Below are 21,486 nucleotides of genomic sequence, written 5' to 3' on the forward strand. Positions count from 1 at the left end.
CTTAAACTTTATCCCAGTATGGCTCTGGCCTTAAGGTATGGGCCGCCATCTGAGGTCTTAACAAATTCCTTGTAACCTTTACCGCAGTAACCGGTTCCGAAGGATTCGTAGTCACCACTTGCCATGGAGATAGAATTAAGAAGATCCGGTACATAGCCTGTCATCACAACAGGAGCTACAACCTTGCCGGTAAGCTTGCCGTCAACAATCTCGTAGCCTCTTGAGATAATGCACTGAATACCCCAGTGCTTGGGATCTTCCATACCGGAGTCCATGCCGGAGAGAAGATATCCGTACTTTATGGAGGCGATCATCTCATCAACGGATGAAGTTCCCTTATCAAACATCGTGTTGGTCATTCTGGTGTAGGCTTTGTGCTCGAAGTTCTGACGTTTTCCGTTACCTGTGGGCTTGGAGTTAAGGCGAAGAGCGGAGAGAGCATCACAGACACCTGTCTTAAGGATACCCTTTTCAATCTCTATAACATCGCCGGCGAGTGTCCCCTCATCGTCAAAGGCATAGCTTCCAACGTCCTTTACACAGTTGGCACCCTCATGCATTGTGACAAGATCTGAACCTACACGCTGTCCGATATACTCTGCACCAAGAGCACGCCTTTTTACGAACATATCCATTTCAACACCGTGTCCGAAGGCTTCGTGGGCGATAAGGCCTGAAACCTCGGGGGCTGTAATGATATCGTATTCGCCGGGAACAATGCTCTCAGCTCCAAGGGCGTCATCCAGATTCTTGCAGGAATTTTTTACAACCTCGCCCATTCTGTCGAAGAGGGCAGGGCCTTCCCTGTCGGAAACTCCGCTGTAGCCGTAGGTGCTTTTTTCTCCCCTTGCACCAATGGTTGTTACGGCGCCTTCCGATATAACATAGCTCTGACGAAGATCCCTGTTTGCTGTAAGGAACATCTTGCAGATATGAGTTGAAGCTGCCCTTATGCTGCAGTCAAGGATTTCTTCCGAAGAAGCAACGCCTTCGTCGCTGAACTTCTGGAGTTTGTCGACTAAAGCGGACAGATCTGCATCTTCGGGAAGATCTGTGGTATCCATCTCCGTAAAGAGTTCCTGAGGCGTATCATCAAGTTTGCCGGTCCAGTAAACGGTGGAGCCGGTGTCCTTAAGGAGGGCAAGCTGGGCATCCAGTACCTTCATGGCTTTAAGAGCTGTCTCTTTTGCCTTGGAAGGATCAAAGAGGTTGAAGGAATACTCGCTATAGAGGCCGTCCTTGTAGACTCTTACAACGCTGCCCTTCTCGGTGGTGAGGGTAGTGCCGTCAATGGCTTTAACCCTCTGGGACACTGTCAGCTGAAAGCCTTTTGAGTCGGAGGAGAGGACACTTACATAGTCATAATGCTCTGAGAGCTCTTTAATAAATTCTTTTATCCCCGGTGCAATACTTTTTAAATATGGTGAAAAAGTTGCTTTCATCATTTCATACCTTTCCAAATTTGATTAGCGGCTTTTGATCAAAGACCATACTTGGCTGCAATCTGAGGCGCAACCTTGGAAGAACCGATCCTGCTGCAGCCTGCCTCTGCATAGGCCATAGCATCCTCGATGGTGCGGATTCCGCCGGCTGCCTTGATCTTAACGTCGGGACCGATGTGCTTCTTGAAGAGTTCGATGTCCTCAAGGGTAGCACCTGCTGTACCGAAGCCTGTTGATGTCTTGATATAATCTGCCTTAACTTCAGTTACGATCTTGCAAAGCTCGATCTTCTCATCCTCTGTGAGGTAGCAGGTCTCGATGATGACCTTAAGAAGCTTGTCGCCGCAAGCCTGCCTGATCATCTCAAGCTCTTTCTTTACTTCGTCATATCTGTGATTCTTAACGTCGCTTACATTAACAACTGTGTCGATCTCGCTTGCTCCGTCCTTGATGGCTTCCTTAGCCTCAACAACCTTGGACTCAGCGCAGCTGTAGCCAAGAGGGAATCCGATAACGGTGCAGAGCTTTAAGCTGTCGCCGTACTTGTCGTGGGTTCTCTTTAAGTATGTGGGAGGAATGCAGACAGTTGCTGTGCCGTACTTAACTGCCTCATCGCAAAGTGATACGATGTCTTCCCAGGTTGCGTTGGGCTGAAGCTGTGTGTGATCGATGAGTTTCAGAATATCTCTTTCTTCCATAATTTATTTCTCCTTTTTCCTTAATCTTTGTTAGAGATATGCAACATATGCATATGCCCCTTAATTATAGCAATGAGGGCTGTTATGTGCAATGATTCCATTTTGTGGTACAATCATTTGCGACGGAAAAAAGTCAGTAAGGAGTTAGCAATATGGAACAGGAAAATACAGTTATTAAGCAGCGTCTTTCAAAGCTCCGAGAGGCCATGAAGGCAGCGGGCATAGACTATTATCTGATGCCCACCTCGGATTTTCACAACTCAGAGTATTCCGCAGACTTTTTTAAGGTAAGAGAGTATTTTTGCGGATTCGACGGATCCAACGGAACTCTGGTGGTCAGCGCCGATGAGGCCGGGCTTTGGACCGACGGAAGATATTTCATACAGGCTGAGAATCAGCTTGCAGGTACAGGCGTAACACTTTTCAGAATGATGGAAGCAGGGGTGCCCACCATTGACGAGTACCTTCTTGCCAACATGAAAGAGGGACAGGTCCTTGGCTTTGACGGAAGGGTTCTCTCCGCAGGCATCGGACAGCGCTATGAAAAAGAGCTTGCTCCAAAAGGCGTCAGCCTTAAGATCGACAAGGATCTGGCAGAAGAGGTCTGGACAGAAAGACCCGCACTTCCCTGCCATGATATGTATGTTCTTTCAGATGAACTTTGCGGACAGAGCTTTAAGCAGAAACTTGAGACCGTAAGAAGCAGAATGAAAGAGTATGGCGCAGAGCATTATCTTTTAAGTAAGCTTGATGACATCATGTGGCTTACAAACCTTAGGGGCAATGATGTTGAATGCAATCCCGTAGCTCTTTGCTATGCCTATATTACAATGTCGGACTTCGTCCTCTTTGCCCAGTCAAAAGAGATAACGGCTGAAGTTAAGGATTACTGCGACAGGAACGGAATAAAGCTTCTTGATTACCATGAGCTTGTTTCATTTATCAAAGATATCAAGCCTGAAGGAAATATTCTCTTCGATAAGAGAAACACCAACTTCCTGACCTACAGAGTCCTTAAGGAATTGGCGGATGCTTCCGGAAAGACCTTAAAGAACGAGAAGGATCCCACAGAGATCCTCAAGGCCTGCAAGAACGAAACAGAGCTTAAGAATATTAGGGAAGTGTATGTAAGGGACAGCGCCAAGCTCACCGAGTTCATTTACTGGGTTAAGACAAATGCCGGCAGGATTCCTATGACAGAGTATTCGGCAGCCATGAAGCTTGACAGTATGCGTGCCGAGCTCCCGGGCTTTATCGAGCTTTCTTTTCCCACTATAAGTGCGTATAACGCCAACGCTGCCATGGCACATTACGAGGCAACAGAGGATAACTGCGCCGAGATTAAGGCTCAGGGCCTTCTTCTTGTGGATTCCGGCGGAACCTATATGGGAGGAACCACGGATGTAACAAGAACCATGGTGGTCGGCCCTATCTCCGATGAGATAAAGCGCCACTACACAGCTACCGTAGCCGGAATGCTCCGCCTTTCAAAGGCAAACTTCCTTGAGGGATGCAGCGGCAAGAACGTCGATATCCTGGCAAGAGGTCCACTCTGGAATATGGGAATCGACTACAAACACGGAACAGGCCATGGTATCGGCTATATACTGAACGTCCATGAGGGACCTCAGAACATCAGATGGAGATTTGCTCCCGGAGCGGACGAGGCAGTTCTTTTGCCCGGAATGATCGTATCAGATGAGCCCGGAGTATACATTGAGGGCAGCCATGGAATAAGGATCGAGAACATTCTTGAGGTTGTAGCAGGAGATGAGAATGAGTACGGAAGATTCCTTCACTTTGCTCATCTTACCTATGCTCCCATAGATCTTGAGGCCATCGACACCTCATATATGACCTCGGAGGATATTGATAATCTCAACGAATATCATGCTCTTGTTTATGAGAAGATAAGTCCTTACATCAGCGACGAAAAGGTGCTTGAATGGCTTAAGGAAGCCACCCGTGCGCTGTAACTTAAATATGTAAAAAGTATCTTAAATTAAGTGCAAATGCTTGAAAAAACGCGGCGTTTGACTATAATAAAGATATAAGGAACTGCAAGGTCAGTTCTCCTGAAATGCTCGACAACTCCTGTGTAATTTGAACCTACATTACTTTAAACGGGACTCTTATATTACCTGCTTGAATGTCACGCCTTCGGCCCTGCGTATACGCAGACCAGCTACGGGAGAGGAAGACAGGAGACCAGGTTGCGGTAACCCACCTGGCGTTAGCTAGGAGTCAAATAACAGGAACCGGCATTTTGGGAATTTCAAAGAATGTAAAAGCAGTCATCGCGGTGGCTGCTTTTTCCGCGTATGGCAATAAGAAGGGAATATGTATGGATATAAGGGCACAGCTTTTACAACTGGCCAGAGACTTTGCCGTAAAGATGCAAAAAAAGAATATAGCAGCCTTTGCGGGAAGCTGTGCGTACTTCTTTATTATTTCCCTGGTTCCCCTTCTTATCCTTATTTCCTCAATGCTCCCCTATACATCGGTATCAGAGGCGGACCTGTCCAGAGCTCTTTTGCATATAACACCTGACTTTGCAAACGATATTATCCAAAGGCTCATTGAGGAAACCTACGACAGGTCGGTTGCAGTATTTTCGATATCGGCTCTGGTGACCATCTGGTCGGGGGCTCTTGGCATGATGTCCATAATAAGAGGACTTAATGCCATTTATGATGTTCCGGAGCGAAGGAACTATTTTCATCTCAGGTTCATCGCAGCTCTTTATACCATAGCCATGATTGTGATCCTGGTTGCAATGCTGGCAGTTATGGTGTTTGAGAGGATTGTAAGAAGCGTCGCAGTAAGTCATTTTCCCAAGATCATGTTTATCATTTCACTATCGGCGTATTTTAAGTTCATTGTCGTGATAATTTTCGCGAGCTTTGCATTTGCCCTTATCTATACTTTTGTTCCAAGTGCCAGGATGACTTTTGTCTATCAGCTGCCCGGAGCAGTATTTTCGGCGGTGGTATGGTACATCTTTTCCTGGCTGTTTTCGGTTTACGTTAATACCACCGGGTACTTTTCAATCTACGGCAGTATTGCCACACCGCTGATCATGATGGTATGGCTGTATTTTTGTATCTATATATTCCTTATAGGTGCTTTTATCAACAGATTTTTCCACCCTGCGGTGAAGGTCCTTTACGACGATCATCACCAGAAGAAGGTTAGGGAAAAAGTCAAAAAAAAGAGTACCAGGCAGCTTAGAAAGGCAAGAAGATATAATGAATTCGGATGAGAGGAAGGACTAAGACAAGATGAAGTTAAACAGCAACTGGTTAAAGAAAAAATGGGTATCCTACACCATAGCTACGTGTTCCGCAGTGATGCTTCTCATGATACTCATGCATCTTGGAGATATCTTCAGGGGACTGATCGGGTTCTTTTCTTTCATAAAACCTGTCCTTGTGGGTATAGTCATTGCCTATGTGATAAATCCTCTCGCAAACTTTTTTGACAGAGGTCTGTTTAAGAATATAAAGAGAGAAAAATTCAGATGGAAAATCTCATCGGTGGTTGCCATCATTGCACTGGTTGCCTGCGTTACCCTTCTTGGATTTGCCCTTGTGCCGCAACTGGTGGAGAGTGTGAAGACTCTTTTCTCCAATATGGATACCTATCTTGATACCCTGCAGTCCATTCTTCGTGATTTCGAAAAGAGCGGAGGAGCGAGATTGTTCGGACTTGACCTGGCATCGCTGGCTGCCCTTGGCGATAGGATCATCGATTATCTCAGCGGCTATTTTTCGGAGAACATGGATTCCTTTGTGACCTCCGGTGCCAATTTTGGAAAGGGCATTTTCGATGTGGTCATTTCCTTCATCCTGGCTGTATATTTCCTTTTGGATAAGCGCAGGATAACGGAAGGGTGCGGAAGACTTATAGCTCTTGTGGTAAAGCCTGTCACTTATGAGAAGATGACGGGATTCTTTACAAGGTGCAATGATATTCTCATAAGATATATCAGTGTTGATGTCATTGACGGAGTAGCAGTGGGATTCGTAAACTTCCTGTTCATGATCATCATGGGAATGCCATATTCGGCTCTTATATCCTTCATTGTTGGTATCACCAATCTGGCTCCTACTTTCGGACCTATCGTAGGTGCTATCATAGGCGCCTTTATCCTGGTATTGGTAAATCCCTGGTATGCGCTGTGGTTTCTGATATTTACCATAGTTCTTCAGACCGTGGACGGATATATCCTAAAGCCAAGGCTCTTTGGCGGAAGTCTGGGTGTTTCGGCTCTTATGATCCTTATTTCCATTATCCTCGGAGGAAGACTCTTTGGTGTGGCAGGCATTCTTTTTGCCATTCCTTTTGCCGCTATTTTTGATTTCACCTGGCGGGATTTTGTTATAAAAAAGCTTGAGGAAAGGCATGCTAAGAGGTACAATCAATTGTAGAGATTTTTTGTCGAATACTATATATAGACAAAAGGGGGTTATAGAATGGATATTGTTATGAATATTATCGACGGAGCCATCAACTTCAGTAAAGAGACTGTTGATGCGGCCCTTGGTGCATGGGAGAAACTGGATGACAACAAAAAGAAGCTGTTTATCGGATGCCTTGCTGCGTCGGCAGCCATCATCGCAGTTGCGGTCATTGCTTATAAGCTCGGTAAAGCTCATGGACAGAACGAGTTTCTCGATGACGAAGATTTCTGATCTTCAGGACTGACACAGAATGATTTGGAGCTTTCATAACGGAAGCTCCTTTTTTACTAATGGAGACCGTAATGAAAAAATTTTTAAAGGTATTAGGAGTTATTGTTTTATTGGCAGTGCTCATTGCAGGCACGGTTCTTGGTTATCTTACCATTGATGAGTACAATCCTCAGGATGTAGAGACATTAGCCCTGGAAGGGAATGCACAAAAGAGTGTGTCCATGGATTCTCCCATGAGGATCATGAGCTGGAACGTAGGATACGGCGCCCTGGGTGATAATGCCGACTTCTTCCTGGATGGAGGCAAGATGGTAAATACTGCCACCAAGGACAGGGTATATTCCAATCTTACCGGTATCATAAAGGAAATAGAGACGGTTAATCCTGATATTCTCTTTGTTCAGGAGATGGACAGGAACTCATCAAGATCCTATTTCATCGATGAGAGTCAGTACATGACCAATAATTCAACGGCCGCTGTATTTAACGGACAGAATGTTTTTGCCTATAACTACAAGGTGGCCTATGTACCGCTTCCGGTTCCTCCCATTGGTAAGGTAGAGGCAGGAATAGGGATCTTCTCCGAATACAAAATGGATTCTGCGGTAAGGATCAAGCTTCCCTGCCCGTTTTCATGGCCCTACAGGACAATCAATCTGAAGCGTTGTCTTGAGGTGTCAAGGCTCCCTGTGTCCGGTTCGGACAAGGAGCTGGTTCTGGTTAACTTCCACCTTGAGGCCTATGACGACGGAGATGGTAAGATTGCCCAGACCAACATGCTCAAGGACATTCTTGTGGAGGAATCTGAGAAAGGCAACTATGTAATAGCAGGAGGCGACTGCAACCAGATCTTTTCCGGAGTGGATTCAAGCAGATTCCCGACTGTAGGAGGCGCAAGCTGGCAGCCACCTGTTATAGATGAGAGCTCTTTTGGGGACGGATTCAACTTCTATATGGATGAGGAGGTGCCAAGCTGCAGATCGCTGGATCGCCCTCTGGACATTGCAGAGAGCAAGGCTCCTGCAGATTTTCAATACTATATAATTGATGGGTTTATAGTTTCAAAGAACGTTAATGTGGAGAACGTTTACGCAGATGACCTGGGGTTTGTTTCATCTGATCACAATCCCGTAATAATGGACATCTTGCTTAAATGATTTTTCGTGACAGTAAACGTTTAATCACATATAATGTAATAGGTATTAATTTTGAAAGGGGTAAAGTCAGATGCAACACAAAGTAAAAAGAAATGTAATTGTTGGACAGTCAGGTGGCCCTACAGCGGCCATCAACTCATCACTTGCAGGTGTTTACAGAACTGCGATCGACCGTGGATACAAGAAGGTATACGGTATGATCCACGGTGTGCAGGGCCTCATGGAGGGGAGATATGTTGATCTTTCAGATCACATTCAGTCAGGCCTTGATATCGAGCTTTTGAAGAGAACACCTTCAGCTTATCTTGGATCTTGCAGATACAAGCTTCCTGAGATCTTTGAGAACAAGGAAGTTTATGAGAAGATCTTTGAGATCCTCAACAAGCTTGAGATTGACTGCTTCATCTACATCGGCGGAAACGATTCGATGGATACCATCAAGAAGCTTTCCGACTATGCTATTATTTCAGGTTCACAGATCAGATTTGTCGGATGTCCCAAGACAATCGACAACGATCTTGCACTTACAGACCACACACCCGGTTACGGCTCTGCAGCCAAGTATATCGGTACATCTGTAAAAGAGATCATCAGAGACAGCTGGTCACTTGAGACAACAAACGGACAGGTTATCATCGTAGAAGTAATGGGAAGAAACGCAGGATGGCTTACCGGAGCAACAGCTCTTGCAAAGGGCGAGGATTGTGACGGACCTGATGCTATCTATCTTCCTGAGCTTCCTTTCGATATGGATGCTTTCATCAAGAAGATCAAAGGTCTTCTTAAGAACAAGGCTTCCATCGTAGTTGCTGTTTCCGAGGGTATCAGAACCAAGGACGGCAAGTATGTAAGTGAGCTTGGAAACACAATTGATTATGTTGACGCATTCGGACACAAGCAGCTTACAGGTACAGCAAGATACCTCTGCGAAGTTGTTTCCAAGGAGTGCGGCTGCAAGACACGTCCCATCGAGCTTTCAACTCTTCAGAGAGCTGCAAGCCACTGTGCATCACGTGTAGATATCCTTGAGGCTTATGAGGTTGGTGGTGCTGCCATGAAGGCTGCTGATGAAGGCGACAGCGGCAAGATGGTTGTTATTGAGAGACTTTCCGATGATCCTTATCAGGCAGGAACAGAGGTTAAGGACGTTCACAAGATCGCTAACGACGAGCGTACAGTTCCGAGAGAGTGGATCAACAAGGACGGCACATATGTAACCAATGAGTTTATCACATATGTAAGACCTCTTATTCAGGGCGATGTAGGACCTATCATGGTTGACGGTATTCCGAGACATCTTTACAGACCCGGATTCCAGGATATCCTTTGATTTTAAGATGTAACTACTGCAGGAGACTATGGTCACGTTAAGAGACGTAGTAGTAATTACCAACAGCGAACTTGATATATTATCTGCAGATGACAACTACAGGGAGTATGTTTGCGAAAGCAGTGCTGACACTGTTTTTGCAAACGTTCATCCCGATGATCAGCATCTGCTGTACGAAATGGTAGAGACGCTTTCGGCCAAACCGGAAGCTTCTCTATGTTTTCGTGTCTGCAACAAAAAAGGCGAGTACTGCTGGGTAAGCGCCAGCTGCTCACGGGCTTCGGAGGATGATGAAGATAGCATCAGAATAGAACTCCGTGATCTTTCAAATCTTGATGACGGCGTCAAGGCCGTTGAAATCGACTATCTCACAGGACTTCTCAATAAAAAAGCGATAACTGATTATGCAAAGGGATTATGTGCCCCTGATGGGAAAAGGGGAATAGTAAACCTGTGCGTAATTGACATAGATAATTTCAAATATATCAACGACACTTACGGACATTCCTATGGAGACAGGATACTGAAGGAAGTTGCAGCCATCATTCGGGAGGTTCTGGGTGAGAACGGCAAAGCCGGCAGGATTGGCGGCGATGAGCTCATGATGACCATCGAGAATGTGGATGACAAAGGCAATCTTAGGGTATTCCTTAAGGGGATAAGAGAGAGGGTTGAAGCTACCCACATCGATGAAAACGGATATCCTATGGTTACGGTATCCATGGGAATCGGAAAATTCCCCGATTACGTTCAAAGCTACGATGAACTGTTTAATCTTGCAGACAGGATGCTTTACAGAGCCAAGAGCCGCGGCAAGAACAGATATGTGATCTATAATCCGGAAATCCACGGACCGATAGTAGATGGGCAGCTGGATGAGACTGCAATGACTGTCAGCCGTGCCACTGCCATAGACAAGACAAAGCTTGTTCTTGATGGCATGGAGGGGCTTCTGTATGCCGATACGGAATCTGTTTCTTCAATGCTGATGAAGATAGCTGCTACCTATGACCTGGATGAAGTATATCTCTTTTATAAGGATATAAATAAGAGCTTCTATGGGCATAAACGCGCATCTGATTCGGGAAATAATGCCGAGAAGCGGATTTATCAGATTGTGGATTCCGTTTCTGATATTGCATATGTAATGGAACCGGGGCTGCTTAACCGCTTTAATTCCAACGGAGTACTTGTTATAGATTCTCCCGGGATAGTTTTGAAGGAATTCCCAAAGGCTCTGGAATTTTTTGAGAAGAACGGTATAAAGCATGCATTCCTTTACAGAATGATTGATGCTCCTTTTGACGGATATATAGCCATGTATAACACCAGAGAATTGTCAAGGAAATTCCCTCAGCCGGATATCACGGACCTTACATATTTGAGTAAAATGATGGAAATTGCATTAAAATCTAGATAATTACGCACTTTTTTAGAATTTTTTTTTCTAAAAATACGCTAAAACAAGCACTTTGCTGTTGTTATGTGTACTTAATAGTAGTAAAATAGGCAATGTAGTAAATAAATTTCTATTTCGGAGGGAAAATTAATGAACAAGACAGAACTTATCGATGCAATTGCAAAGGAAGCTAACCTTTCCAAGAAGGATGCAACTGCAGCACTGAACGCTTTCACAGAGACAGTTACAAAGGAGCTCAAGAAGAAAGGTAAAGTTCAGCTTGTTGGCTTCGGAACATTCGAGACAACAAAGAGAGCAGCTAGAACAGGTAAGAATCCTCAGACTGGCGCTGCTATCAAGATTCCTGCTTCTGTAGCACCTAAGTTCAAGGCTGGTAAGGCTCTTAAGGATCTTGTAAACAAGAAATAATTTAAATCAGTAACAGACGGGCCGTCGCTTTGGATGTTGAGTCATCTAAGGTGACGGCTTTTTGTGTTAACGGGGGAATTGATGGTAGCTACAGTAATAACGGAAAGTAATTGTAAAGCTTTTATGCCCGGCCTTGACGACGAGCTGCTGAAAAACAGCGATATCTTTTTCGGGGCAGTGGATGAAGATACAAACACAGCAGTGGGTGTAATGGCGGTAAAGGACATAAAGGCAGAAGACGGAAAAGAGCTGGAGATAACCTATATCTATGTGAGTGAGGAATTTCGCGGCCGTGGAGCAGGAAGAGCCATGGTTGAAATGCTAAAAACTTTTGCCATAGACTATGGGGCATTCGTAATATTATGTATAAGCAGTTTTAACATAGAAGATGCCGGAGTGCATGAACTTCTTTGTTCATGCGGATTCGATGAAGTTATAGACAGTACAAGTTCAACTTATGAAGCTTATCTTATGGATATTCACATTCCGGGAAAGGGTGAAGACAAAGGAATTGTTCCTTTGAGCAGCTTGTCCCGGAACAAGTGGAGGGCACTTGAGGCCAGATTTGATGAATCGGAGAAAAGAGATAACGCAAAATCCGGCCATATCATAAGACAAAGAGATTTCTATGATGAAGACATCAGCATGATCAGGCTGGGGCCCAAGGAGGAGATCCTTGGGGCGGTTTTAGTCAGTGCTTATGAGGATGTTATAAGTATCGATGTATGTGCAGCCTTTGAAGGCGATGCCGGAAATATCATGCTTTCATTATTCAGAAGCAGCGCAAAAGAGGCTTACAGACTTTATGGCGGAGAGATTCTTGTGTCCGTCACACCGCCATCGGAGGAGATGTACAGGCTGTTTGAAAAATTCACAGGCGGACTGATGAGAAAATCAAGCGACACAGTTGCGCAGTATTATGTGATCTGATAATTAAACGGAGGTAGTACCATGCTTGAGCACAATCTTAATGAGCAGCAGCTGCAGGTTCAAAGACCCGGCTTTACTCACCAGGTTACAGAGGAGTACAGAGAACAATTTAATGCCATGGATGCCAATGAAAGATTGAACTATAAAAAGGAGCAGGCATTAAGGCTTGAACAAAGGGCCGACTGGCGTGAAATGAATCTGTCCAGGCATCTTACAGGTGTGGTAAGCCTTGATAAGTTCAAGATAAAGACTGCTCCGGACAAAACATCCCTGGTTTCGTCCTACACAGGTGTCAGAAAGAACCTTACTGCCCGGGAGAGAGCCGCAAAGATTCAAAACAGCCGCTCCAGGCTTTTTAAAAAGGCAGCTAATTCCACAGCTCTGAAGGAAGCTTCAAGGAAAGCTGCCAGTGAAAGCTATGAGAGAGCCGAAAAAGCTGCAGACAGCATAAGTGCAGGTCTCTCCATGGATAAAATAAGGGATCTGTCTTATTTTTGCGTGTCCGATAACGCAGAAGAGAACAAGCAGCTCATTAAATTGTACACAGGAGTCGGTATTGATCATCAGGATGGTTTTGATGAAAACATATCGAAAAAAAAGGACAGATACCAGGCTCTTGATAAGATGACGGGAATACTTTTATCTCTTGACATAAGAAATCTTTCACTGGAAACAGACAAGGAAATCATCAAAAATGCTGCTTTCCTTGAGAAGCTGCGCCTTATGGTCAGTGCCTACGAAAGAATTCTTCAGGAAAATCCCGATTATGAGAAGGCTATTAAGGATCCTGACATGAGCGAGATCCTTGTTCCCCAAAATGAAGGAAAGCTTAAGGCTACTTTCGAGGAAGTGAATAAAAAACTGGAGATATTAAGGTCCATAGCCACTTATTATACTGCCAGAAAAGAGCTGATGACAGACAAATACTACAGGGAGCACTATGACTCTGAGCTTACTGTGGACGTAAGCGAGAACTCTTCTGAAGATGAGAAAAGGATTGCAGATAAGATCACAGCGGTTTATACTTCCGGACTGCATATGATGAAACTCAATGGTTCATCTGTAAAAACCATAAATAAGAGGGGAGGCTTTGGCGCCTTAAGAAATACTTATGCCTACAACAGATTGGCTAAAAGCGCGCATCTTCAGGAAAATAATGACAGAGCAAAGAAACTGCGCAGAGATTTTCTGATCAATAATTATGAAAAGGATGATGAGACGGCATGGAACCTCTATGAGAAGCTTCCGGAGCAGAGAACCGCACTTGTCAACAGAGCGGCAAGCGCCATCAGGGACAAAAATTTCCTGATCGAGGGTATTCAGGAAGGCTATGAAGAACCTGCATTTACAGTAGATAAAATGAATGAGGCCATAAACAACTTTATGGACATGGACCTGAATCTGTTCAGGTTTAAGAGCTATAAAGAAATGTTTGAATTCTATGATTATAATCTGGAACTTGCAAGCAGGGTTGATAAGGTGCAGTACTATCTTGGCAAGGGCCTGGTTAAGGGTATCAGGATCCCTGATGAGAGACTTATCAGTATCAGGGGAAGGATGCTTGCCTTTAATGAGATCCGTCAGACTCTGCACAGTGTCAGAGCATTTCTTTATTCAGATCAGGGCAATACCAAGGAGCAGAATTTTAAGGCCTGGGACGAGTTCTTCAAGATGAAGGCTATAAATTCCGATGTTGCGGCAATTCCTTGCAGGAGTATGGAAGCCTATGTGCAGAAATGTACGAGAAAACTGACAAGAGAGCACGCCGAGAGGGAAGTTGTGATCAAAAAGATGTGGAAGCTTACCGGCGAGAGGGGCAATCAGAAGATACCGGCTGAGTACCTCGCCAAAAAGAAGGCTGAATATCAGAAAAATGCAGCTATAGCAGATTGTCTGATAAGCGAGAATCAGAAGACTGAGCTGGCAAAAGCCTGCTGTGAGCAGATTCTGAAGAAATACTGCGAAGATACTCCCCAAAAGCACCCTCAGGGATACAAAATGATGGACAGATGTGCCACCGACTACGTTGCGGGAAGACCGGTTGAGGAAATGAAGAGACTCTATGATCTGTGTACCGGTACGGATGAGGAGAAGCTGGAATTCTGGATGCAGATGTATAAAGATACGATGAGCATTAAGCCTGAAGAGTTTAATCCATGGCCTGTGGAGAAGTTCTTTGACAACATTTATAAGAAGAATCATATGTTCCACGTCTTTGACAATGCTAATGTGATCGGAGAAAGAATCAGTGAGATTGTTACAAGGATGGGCCGGCAGGGAGCAGATAAAGCCGCACAGATCATGGGTGTAAAACCTGAGGATAAAGATAAAAAGCTAAATGAGATCAAAAGGGAAACAACGATTTTAAAGGACTTTGGTATTGGCTTTATATCCGGAAGATTTGGCGCTGTTATCAGCGCAAAAAGCGATAAGTACAGAGCATTTTTCTCACTGGAGGATCTGTACGGAAAGATCAATGCTGACGAGTGCAGGAATCCTTTCCTGATGTCGCAGCAGGAACAGCGCGATATGGACATAGTGAATGACATTGCCCAGATTAACCGGATCTTTAATAAATTAGTATTCATACAGGCGCCAATTGACATAAAGGAAGGCCAGCCCCGCATAGGCCTTAAGGATGATCTGGGACCCCTTTACAGGGAATATCAGAGAATCAAAGGTGAGCCCATCACAAAAGCTTACTTTGTCCAGAACAGGGCGAGGCTTACTACTGAATATAATGACTGTTACGATGATTATATTAAGAATAATAAGCTGGCAAAAGAGCTGTCAAAGGACTTTGATATTCCTGAAGGAATTCCGGCAGGTGAAAATGAGAAGAAGGAAAGAAGCCGGAAAATAGAGAAAGCCTTTGAACACATTTTGTCTGTGGATGCCTCGGAGTTTAACATTGATACCTATGAAAAGCTCTTATCAAAGGATTCTGTGACGCTTCGTCATATGACAGAACTTGCATCCAAGGCGGCTCCTCTTTATGAGCAATATGTTCAGCTCAGGGAAGGCGGTAATGCGGGCTGCGTTCTGAACAGGAATGAACTGGCGGAGGTCAGGGCCAGAATAGATTTTCTTATTAAAGTTAACAAGTACTATAACGGCTCGGAAAATCTGCTTGATACCCTCGAGCAGGATAAGACCCTGAGCTTTTTCAAGGGTGCTTCAGTGGTTCTTGATGAAGAAAGAACCAGAGTTGCCAATGAAGCTCATTTGACAATCCAGCTCTCTGACGGATATGCAGCCCAGGCAATGAACAGGATTCTTGAAAGGCGTATTTCTCTGGAATATGATCTTGGGAAAAAATTCTTCGAAACAGCAGGAAAAAATGACTACAGGGGTCTTGTGAATAAAATTAATAAAGAACTGAGTGGTATAGAGCAAAATATCGCTACATTGAAAGCTCTTTTTACAAATCAGGATTTCCCTGCAGCTAAGGATAAGAATGCCAAGAGTACAATAGAGGGCATCACTGTTATGGTGAATGCACTTTACAACAACATAATAGAGTCGGTAAAGCAGGCAAGAAGGCAGGCGCGGAGCAGAATAAAAAACAACTCGGGGCTTGTGGATTATACTCCCATGATGGAACAGTTTGATGAGCTCATTAAAAGATGTCAGGAGGACAATGAGATGTTTGGCCAGAAGGCTAATGAGTATTTCACCTATGCGTCAAATGATCCATTGCTTAAGAAACGCCCCGGAAAATGGATGGAGGTTCTTAAATTTGCCAGAGCCAGATTCTATGACACCGATCAGGAGGGAGTAAAGCTGAAAAAGGGCGGAGCCAATGTTTCCGATATCTATGTTATCAGCAGTGACAAGACAGGAAAGACAATATTCTTCAGAAAAGAGGATAATGCTCCCAGGCAGGACATTAGGGACTGCATAACTGATGTTGCTAAGAGCGTTTACGGCAAGGATAAAAAAGGCCTGGAAATCGGTGAAAAATTCGGCTCTGTGTTATTTGGTATGCAAACCGTGAAAGAAGCAGCTAAGTATCAGGAAATATTGGATAAAATAGGAGCTGAGAAAAACGCTTTCGGAACAAAGGATAAAGATACCGGTATCACCAAGGGGTTTGCCGAAATCGGTATGGAAGTGAGCAGGGAATTTGCAGGACGTAATAAGGAACTTGATGAATTCCTTAAGACCGCCAAAAAAGATGATTACGAGAAACTTGGAAGGCTCTTTATAGGACTTCGGGACATGGATTTTAAGAGAGCGCTCTGCTTCAATACCAAAACAAGTGCAATGATAAAACCGGGAAGAAATCTGACAAACAGACATGTGGCAACCTCAAGACTGGCTAATTCCTTTGGTCTGGGAGATATTGTTTCCCCTTCAAGAACCGCTCAGATCAATGTCGGCGGTGAGCTGGTAAAAGGAAACCTCATGGAAGAGAGCGGAGGTCTTGAAATTATTGATATCGAGAATGTACAGGACTACAGATATTCCAACGAGGCTATAAAACAGCTCTTTTGCCTGCAGATATTTGACTTTCTTTGCGGACAGGTTGACAGGCACATGGGCAATTTCCACGTGATCATAGACAAAGAGAAGAAGCTCATAGTGGGCATAAAGGCCATAGATAATGACATGGCCCTGGGAAATTTAAAACCCCAGGACCTAAAACAAAAAAGAAGAAATCTGCTTCCGCTTGATGAAAGTTCCATTAAGGGCATGCCGGTGGAAATAGTAAACAAGATCATGTCGATTACAGAGGACACACTGCATGTAATGCTTGGTGATATATTGCAGCCGGATGAGATAAGCGATCTGTATCTGAGAATTGAGTATTTCAAGACAAAGGTAAGAGAACTGGCCGGGGAAGATGAAAACATGAGCATCAAAACTACAACTCTCAAATACAATGATAGTGAAGGCAATGCTGTTGAAAAAATTACCAACGAGGAAGTCTCCTATACCGGCATATATAAGAGCGATGATTTAAGGGCTGTTATGTCCCTTGATGCTGTAAAGAATCGGGTGATTCAGGAGAATAGAAAGAATAATATCCCAAATGAAAGGGCTCTTGCCCGGTTCGCCACAAAAGAACGTGAAGAAATAAGGCAGAAGACGACTTCGACTCAAAAAGTATCGCTTTTCTATCAGCCTATAGTGGGATCAACTTTTGAACTTCAGGAAAGAACGCAAAAAGAGATACTTAAGGCGCAACAGAATAATCAGTAAGGAAATCAGATAACCATAGCCGCCGGGGATGTGTCCATTGAAATAATCATAAATATTTTATAAAATATAATTACATTTATTTTTTGACAAGGAGCCATTAATGACGTTTGATAGGAGTTTTGAAAATTTCGTTCAAATACTCTCGGAAGAAGAGGTTACCCCTGAAATATCCCCCAGCGCTCTGGCGGACATATCCAAGGAGTTTTCTTTGCGTTCCATTGTGGCGATAGTTTCCTACAAGTCCTATTCAGATAAGGCAGGTGAACCGGATACCATCATTCCGCTTTTTGGTCCCGTTCCTAACGAAGAGGCTTCCACATATATGTTTAAGAGCAATATGTCGGGAGACCGTGAGATCACCTACAGGGTTTACCTTGCCGACAACAAGAAGCTTACGGACGAGCAGTACAGAAGCTTCTCTGTGATTGTGGATATTCTTTCCTTCCACATGGAGAGATTCCTTCTTGTGAATGTTGTTAAGAAAAGTGCGCTTACCCAGTATCTTACCGGGCTTCCCAATTCCGGAGGTTTCCTTGCTTTTGTAAGCAGCAAGTTTGAAAGCGGCGAGATCATGAATTATGACGCTTTCTATTTCAACATTAAAAGTTTTGGTCTTATCAGCCGCAGATTTGGAATCGGCGAGGGTGATGAGATCATGAAGCGCTACGCCAGAAAGCTTAAGGAGTTCTTTGAGAAAGATGAGATCCTTGCCCACTTCGGAGGAGACAACTTCACAGCTCTGGTTAAGAAGGAGAGAACCAAGAAGTTCCTTAAGTATATTGCAGCTGTACCTGTGCGGGGAGAAAAGAACGGCAAGGAGGAAGAATTTACCCTCTCTGCTGTAGCAGGTGTGTATGCTATTGATGAATCCATGAAAAGCCCAAGCCAGGCAATCTCCAGATCTGTCATGGCCTGCAATTATGCCAAGAATGTGGCCAACAAACCTTACGTATTTGTCAACAAGGCCATGAGCACCAGGATATACAGGCAGAAGCAGATAGAAGACAGATATGAAGAGGCTCTTGCCAATGATGAGTTCAGAATCTATCTTCAACCCAAGGTCAACACGGAAAGCGGCAGGATAGTGGGAGCTGAGGCTCTTGCCAGGTGGTTTTGCAACGGCATAGTTCTTTATCCTACCGAATTTGTTCCTATCCTTGAGCAGGAGGGAATGGTCGCTTCACTGGATCTTTATGTTCTGAAAAAGACCTGTGAATATATCAGGGAGTGGCTTGATAACGGAATAGAGCCGGTTCAGGTGTCCGTGAATTTTTCAAGGCGTGATTTAAGTTACAAGGATCTTGCCAGGGCTATCAGCGAGACCATAGAAGAGTACAGGATCGATCCCAAATACATCGAGATAGAGGTTACCGAAACCGCCAGCGAGGATGAGAGGGTCATGATGACCAACTTCCTTGCGAAACTAAAGGACATGAAGATAGCCACAGCCATCGATGATTTCGGAACAGGATATTCCTCTCTTTCAACTCTCAGAGATTTCCCGGTATCCGTCATTAAGATAGACAGATCTTTTATCAATAATGATGAGCTCAATACCAACGACGAGATTGTTTTAAAGAACATCATTACCATGGCAAGGGAACTTGGAATAGACGTGGTGACTGAGGGAGTTGAAAGACCCGATCAGACGGAACTTTTAAAGAACGTTGGCTGTAATGTGGTCCAGGGCTTCTTATATGACAATCCCATGCCCAAGAAGGACTTTGAAAAGAGACTTATCAAGGGCGTATATGAAGATTAAAACGCATAAAAAAGCTGTTACCTTCAAAAAGGTAGCAGCTTTTATTTTTGCGAAATAAGTAATGATCAGTCGAGTCTCTTTTTTCCGAAGAAGAAGAGGGCAACGGTTCCGGGGCCGGTGTGGCTTCCGATGGTGGTTCCGATGCTGTAGATCTTAACCTTGTTCTTGAGGTGAGGGAATTTGGATTCAATAAGATCTGCAACGGTTCTTGCTGTTTCATAGCAGTCGGAATTGGAAATATAACATTCCTGAGCATATTCAAGGCCGTTCTCTGCAAGTTCTTCCATCTTGGCAACCTGAGCTTTTATAACGGCATTGATTCCTCTTTGCTTGGAGCGGACAATAAGTCTTCCCTGATAGTCGACATTCAAAAGAGGACAGATCTTTAATGCGCCGCCGATAATGCCGGCTGCCTTGGAAACTCTTCCGCCTCTTACAAGGTAAGAAAGATCGGTAACAAAGAACCAGTGCTGACACTCAAGTCTGTGTTCGATAACCCACTCGTAAAGCTCATCAATGGTCATGCCTTCATCTCGAAGATCTGCAAGCTTGTTCATAAGAAGACCGTAGCCTGCTGATGCGGCAAGAGAGTCAACAACATAAACCTTGCTTTCGGGATATTTCTCAAGTACCTGGTCTCTGGCAATGGTAGCAGAATTTAATGTTCCGGAAATTCCTGAACTGAGGGTCAGATGAAGGATATCCTTGCCCTGCTTGATAATATTCTCAAAGTACTCGACGTATTCGCCTACGGTAACCTGAGAAGTCTTGGTCATGGCTCCATTTGCCATGGCTTTGTAGAATTCGTCAAAAGGATAGGAAACACCAAGATCATCGGGGTAATCCTTGCCATCTACGCTGAAATGAAAGCAGATGTAGCTGATGTCTCTCTCCTTGAAATGCTCTGCAGAAAGGTCTGCTGTGGAGCAACAGCTAAGTACAAAACTGTTCATGAGTATAACGCCTCCGTTTTTATTCAATACCTTATAATAACCCATTTTGTTACCTATGGCAAATATGAAGTTGGGTTACGGTAACAGTTTTTCATTGACAAATAAGCCACGGGAACATAAAATTAGTAACTGTATTAAAACAACAATATAAGCAAATGCAGTGATGATGTCGGCTTAATGCCGGAGATGTTGTATCTGCCTTACCAGAGAATCGGAGCCACCGGCTGAGAGCTTCGAAAGACACGGATACATACGGGAAATTCGCATCGGAGCAGCCAGGGTGAAACAATAGTAGTCCCGGCCGTAGATCTACGTTACAGATAATGAAGAGCGTGTTCGGAATTGACCGGATGCGAACATGGGTGGTACCGCGGAGATTATTCGTCCCTTGTGCATGAAAATGCACAAGGGATTTTTATTTTACCAAGGAGGAAGGAATTTTGGAAAACAGCGCATTACATCAGCAAATTGAAGCAATTCGTGAAGAAATCAAGACTAATTCCGAGAAGCTGGACAGCTCGAAGCTTGTTTATGAGCTGAGGAAGAGCTTTTTGGACAACAAGACCGGTAAGATCTCGGCTCTTATGAAGGAGATGAAGAACATCGCCGCAGAGGACAGAGCTGAGTACGGTAAGAGTGTAAATGAACTTAAGCAGTGGGCTCTTGAACAGTTTGAAGAACTGGATAAGAAGATGAAGGAAAAAGAGCTCAAGGCAAGATACGAGAGCGAGAAGCAGGACGTAACAATGCCTGCCAAGATGCGTTATCAGGGCAATCTTCACCCTGTAACACAGATGAGAGAGACTCTTATAGACATCTTTGCGGGTATGGGCTTTGAGATATATGAGGGTACTGAGATTGAGAATGACTACTACAATTTCACTGCTCTTAATACACCTGCCGATCACCCGGCAAGGGATATGCAGGACACTTTCTACTTAAGTCCCGAGTTCCTTTTGAGAACCCAGACTTCATCAGGTCAGATCCATGTTATGGAGAACACGAAGCCTCCCATCAAGATTCTTTCTCCCGGTAAGGTTTTCCGTTCAGATGATGATGCAACTCATTCACCTATGTTCTCCCAGATGGAAGGCCTTGTAGTTGATAAGAAGGTTACACTTTGCGACCTTAAGGGTGCTTTGGAAACCTTTGCCCAGAAGATCTTCGGTGAGGGAACAACAACAAGACTTCGTCCCTCTTACTTCCCGTTCACAGAGCCTTCTGTAGAGGTTGACTGCAGCTGCTTTGCCTGCGGCGGAAAGGGATGTAACCTCTGTAAGGGTACAGGCTGGATCGAGGTTCTCGGTGCCGGCGTAGTTAACAAGAAGGTCCTTGAGAACTGCGGAATTGATTCTGAAGAGTACAGCGGATTCGCTTTTGGTATCGGTATCGAGCGTGCAACAATGCTCAAGTACGGCATCAACAACATCAAGCTTTTATATGAGTCAGACCTTGATGTTCTTAAGCAGATCGATCATTACGAATAA

General features: G+C 44.4%; 15 protein-coding genes and 1 other RNA gene. 13 read left to right on the plus strand and 3 right to left on the minus strand.

The genetic code is table 11. The annotated features are described in order from the left end of the window. Positions 1-8: 8 nt before the first annotated feature. The gene (locus T456_RS0101370; protein WP_242835832.1) at positions 9-1,445 is read right to left on the minus strand and encodes a TldD/PmbA family protein; all 1,437 of its coding nucleotides are present in this window, start codon (positions 1,443-1,445) and stop codon (positions 9-11) included. A 35-nt stretch (positions 1,446-1,480) separates the two neighbouring features. Next, complete coding sequence (deoC, locus tag T456_RS0101375) at positions 1,481-2,140, minus strand: deoxyribose-phosphate aldolase (RefSeq protein WP_024864561.1); 660 nt, start codon at positions 2,138-2,140, stop codon at positions 1,481-1,483. Between the two features lie 152 nt (positions 2,141-2,292). Here deoC and T456_RS0101380 point away from each other — a divergent pair, with 152 nt between their 5' ends. The 12 genes from T456_RS0101380 to T456_RS0101430 all read left to right on the plus strand — a co-directional run bounded on the left by T456_RS0101380 (position 2,293) and on the right by T456_RS0101430 (position 19,046). Next, positions 2,293-4,116 carry an aminopeptidase P family protein gene (locus T456_RS0101380; RefSeq protein ID WP_035800937.1) on the plus strand — a complete coding sequence of 608 codons (1,824 nt, stop codon included), beginning with the start codon at positions 2,293-2,295 and terminating at the stop codon, positions 4,114-4,116. 93 nt (positions 4,117-4,209) lie between these two features. Next, positions 4,210-4,417, plus strand: a non-coding RNA gene (gene ssrS / locus T456_RS21810) — 6S RNA. Continuing rightward, positions 4,407-5,402: a YihY/virulence factor BrkB family protein gene (locus T456_RS18895; RefSeq protein ID WP_024864563.1), complete on the plus strand. Its 996-nt coding sequence runs from the start codon at positions 4,407-4,409 to the stop codon at positions 5,400-5,402. Before ssrS ends, T456_RS18895 begins: the two co-directional genes overlap by 11 nt. Before the next feature lie 19 nt (positions 5,403-5,421). Continuing rightward, positions 5,422-6,570 (plus strand): AI-2E family transporter, encoded by a 1,149-nt coding sequence (locus T456_RS0101390; protein WP_024864564.1) that lies wholly within the window; start codon positions 5,422-5,424, stop codon positions 6,568-6,570. Between the two features lie 45 nt (positions 6,571-6,615). Next, on the plus strand, positions 6,616-6,834 hold the full coding sequence (locus tag T456_RS0101395) for a hypothetical protein (protein WP_024864565.1): 219 nt from the start codon (positions 6,616-6,618) through the stop codon (positions 6,832-6,834). Between the two features lie 71 nt (positions 6,835-6,905). Then, entirely contained in the window at positions 6,906-7,991 is a 1,086-nt protein-coding gene (locus T456_RS0101400) for an endonuclease/exonuclease/phosphatase family protein (RefSeq protein WP_035800939.1), read from the plus strand. Positions 7,992-8,061: 70 nt separating this feature from the next. Next, the gene (locus T456_RS0101405; protein ID WP_024864567.1) at positions 8,062-9,321 is read left to right on the plus strand and encodes a 6-phosphofructokinase; all 1,260 of its coding nucleotides are present in this window, start codon (positions 8,062-8,064) and stop codon (positions 9,319-9,321) included. 28 nt (positions 9,322-9,349) lie between these two features. Continuing rightward, the gene (locus T456_RS0101410) at positions 9,350-10,741 is read left to right on the plus strand and encodes a sensor domain-containing diguanylate cyclase (RefSeq protein ID WP_024864568.1); all 1,392 of its coding nucleotides are present in this window, start codon (positions 9,350-9,352) and stop codon (positions 10,739-10,741) included. A 129-nt stretch (positions 10,742-10,870) separates the two neighbouring features. After that, positions 10,871-11,149: an HU family DNA-binding protein gene (locus T456_RS0101415; RefSeq protein ID WP_024864569.1), complete on the plus strand. Its 279-nt coding sequence runs from the start codon at positions 10,871-10,873 to the stop codon at positions 11,147-11,149. An 81-nt stretch (positions 11,150-11,230) separates the two neighbouring features. Next, positions 11,231-12,079, plus strand: a complete 849-nt coding sequence (locus tag T456_RS0101420) for a GNAT family N-acetyltransferase (RefSeq protein WP_024864570.1) — start codon at positions 11,231-11,233, stop codon at positions 12,077-12,079. Between the two features lie 21 nt (positions 12,080-12,100). Then, entirely contained in the window at positions 12,101-17,284 is a 5,184-nt protein-coding gene (locus tag T456_RS0101425) for a hypothetical protein (RefSeq protein ID WP_024864571.1), read from the plus strand. A 100-nt stretch (positions 17,285-17,384) separates the two neighbouring features. Next, positions 17,385-19,046 carry a putative bifunctional diguanylate cyclase/phosphodiesterase gene (locus T456_RS0101430; RefSeq protein WP_024864572.1) on the plus strand — a complete coding sequence of 554 codons (1,662 nt, stop codon included), beginning with the start codon at positions 17,385-17,387 and terminating at the stop codon, positions 19,044-19,046. Positions 19,047-19,111: 65 nt separating this feature from the next. Here T456_RS0101430 and T456_RS0101435 read toward each other — a convergent pair whose 3' ends face one another. Then, positions 19,112-19,999, minus strand: coding sequence for a DegV family protein (locus T456_RS0101435; RefSeq protein WP_024864573.1), 888 nt, complete (start codon positions 19,997-19,999; stop codon positions 19,112-19,114). A gap of 440 nt (positions 20,000-20,439) precedes the next feature. On the opposite strand from T456_RS0101435, the gene pheS reads away from it, so the two are divergent. Next, positions 20,440-21,486, plus strand: coding sequence for a phenylalanine--tRNA ligase subunit alpha (pheS, locus tag T456_RS0101440; RefSeq protein WP_024864574.1), 1,047 nt, complete (start codon positions 20,440-20,442; stop codon positions 21,484-21,486).

The sequence above is a fragment of the Butyrivibrio sp. FCS014 genome, assembly GCF_000526935.1.
Lineage (GTDB): Bacteria > Bacillota > Clostridia > Lachnospirales > Lachnospiraceae > Butyrivibrio.

Bases quoted from the DNA above. Each gene is read 5' to 3' on its own strand.
- T456_RS0101370 (WP_242835832.1), bottom strand. From the start codon at position 1,445: ATGATGAAAGCAACTTTTTCACCATATTTAAAAAGTATTGCACCGGGG.
- deoC (WP_024864561.1), bottom strand. From the start codon at position 2,140: ATGGAAGAAAGAGATATTCTGAAACTCATCGATCACACACAGCTTCAG.
- T456_RS0101380 (WP_035800937.1), top strand. From the start codon at position 2,293: ATGGAACAGGAAAATACAGTTATTAAGCAGCGTCTTTCAAAGCTCCGA.
- T456_RS0101390 (WP_024864564.1), top strand. From the start codon at position 5,422: ATGAAGTTAAACAGCAACTGGTTAAAGAAAAAATGGGTATCCTACACC.
- T456_RS0101395 (WP_024864565.1), top strand. From the start codon at position 6,616: ATGGATATTGTTATGAATATTATCGACGGAGCCATCAACTTCAGTAAA.
- T456_RS0101400 (WP_035800939.1), top strand. From the start codon at position 6,906: ATGAAAAAATTTTTAAAGGTATTAGGAGTTATTGTTTTATTGGCAGTG.
- T456_RS0101405 (WP_024864567.1), top strand. From the start codon at position 8,062: ATGCAACACAAAGTAAAAAGAAATGTAATTGTTGGACAGTCAGGTGGC.
- T456_RS0101410 (WP_024864568.1), top strand. From the start codon at position 9,350: ATGGTCACGTTAAGAGACGTAGTAGTAATTACCAACAGCGAACTTGAT.
- T456_RS0101415 (WP_024864569.1), top strand. From the start codon at position 10,871: ATGAACAAGACAGAACTTATCGATGCAATTGCAAAGGAAGCTAACCTT.
- T456_RS0101420 (WP_024864570.1), top strand. From the start codon at position 11,231: ATGGTAGCTACAGTAATAACGGAAAGTAATTGTAAAGCTTTTATGCCC.
- T456_RS0101425 (WP_024864571.1), top strand. From the start codon at position 12,101: ATGCTTGAGCACAATCTTAATGAGCAGCAGCTGCAGGTTCAAAGACCC.
- T456_RS0101430 (WP_024864572.1), top strand. From the start codon at position 17,385: ATGACGTTTGATAGGAGTTTTGAAAATTTCGTTCAAATACTCTCGGAA.
- T456_RS0101435 (WP_024864573.1), bottom strand. From the start codon at position 19,999: ATGAACAGTTTTGTACTTAGCTGTTGCTCCACAGCAGACCTTTCTGCA.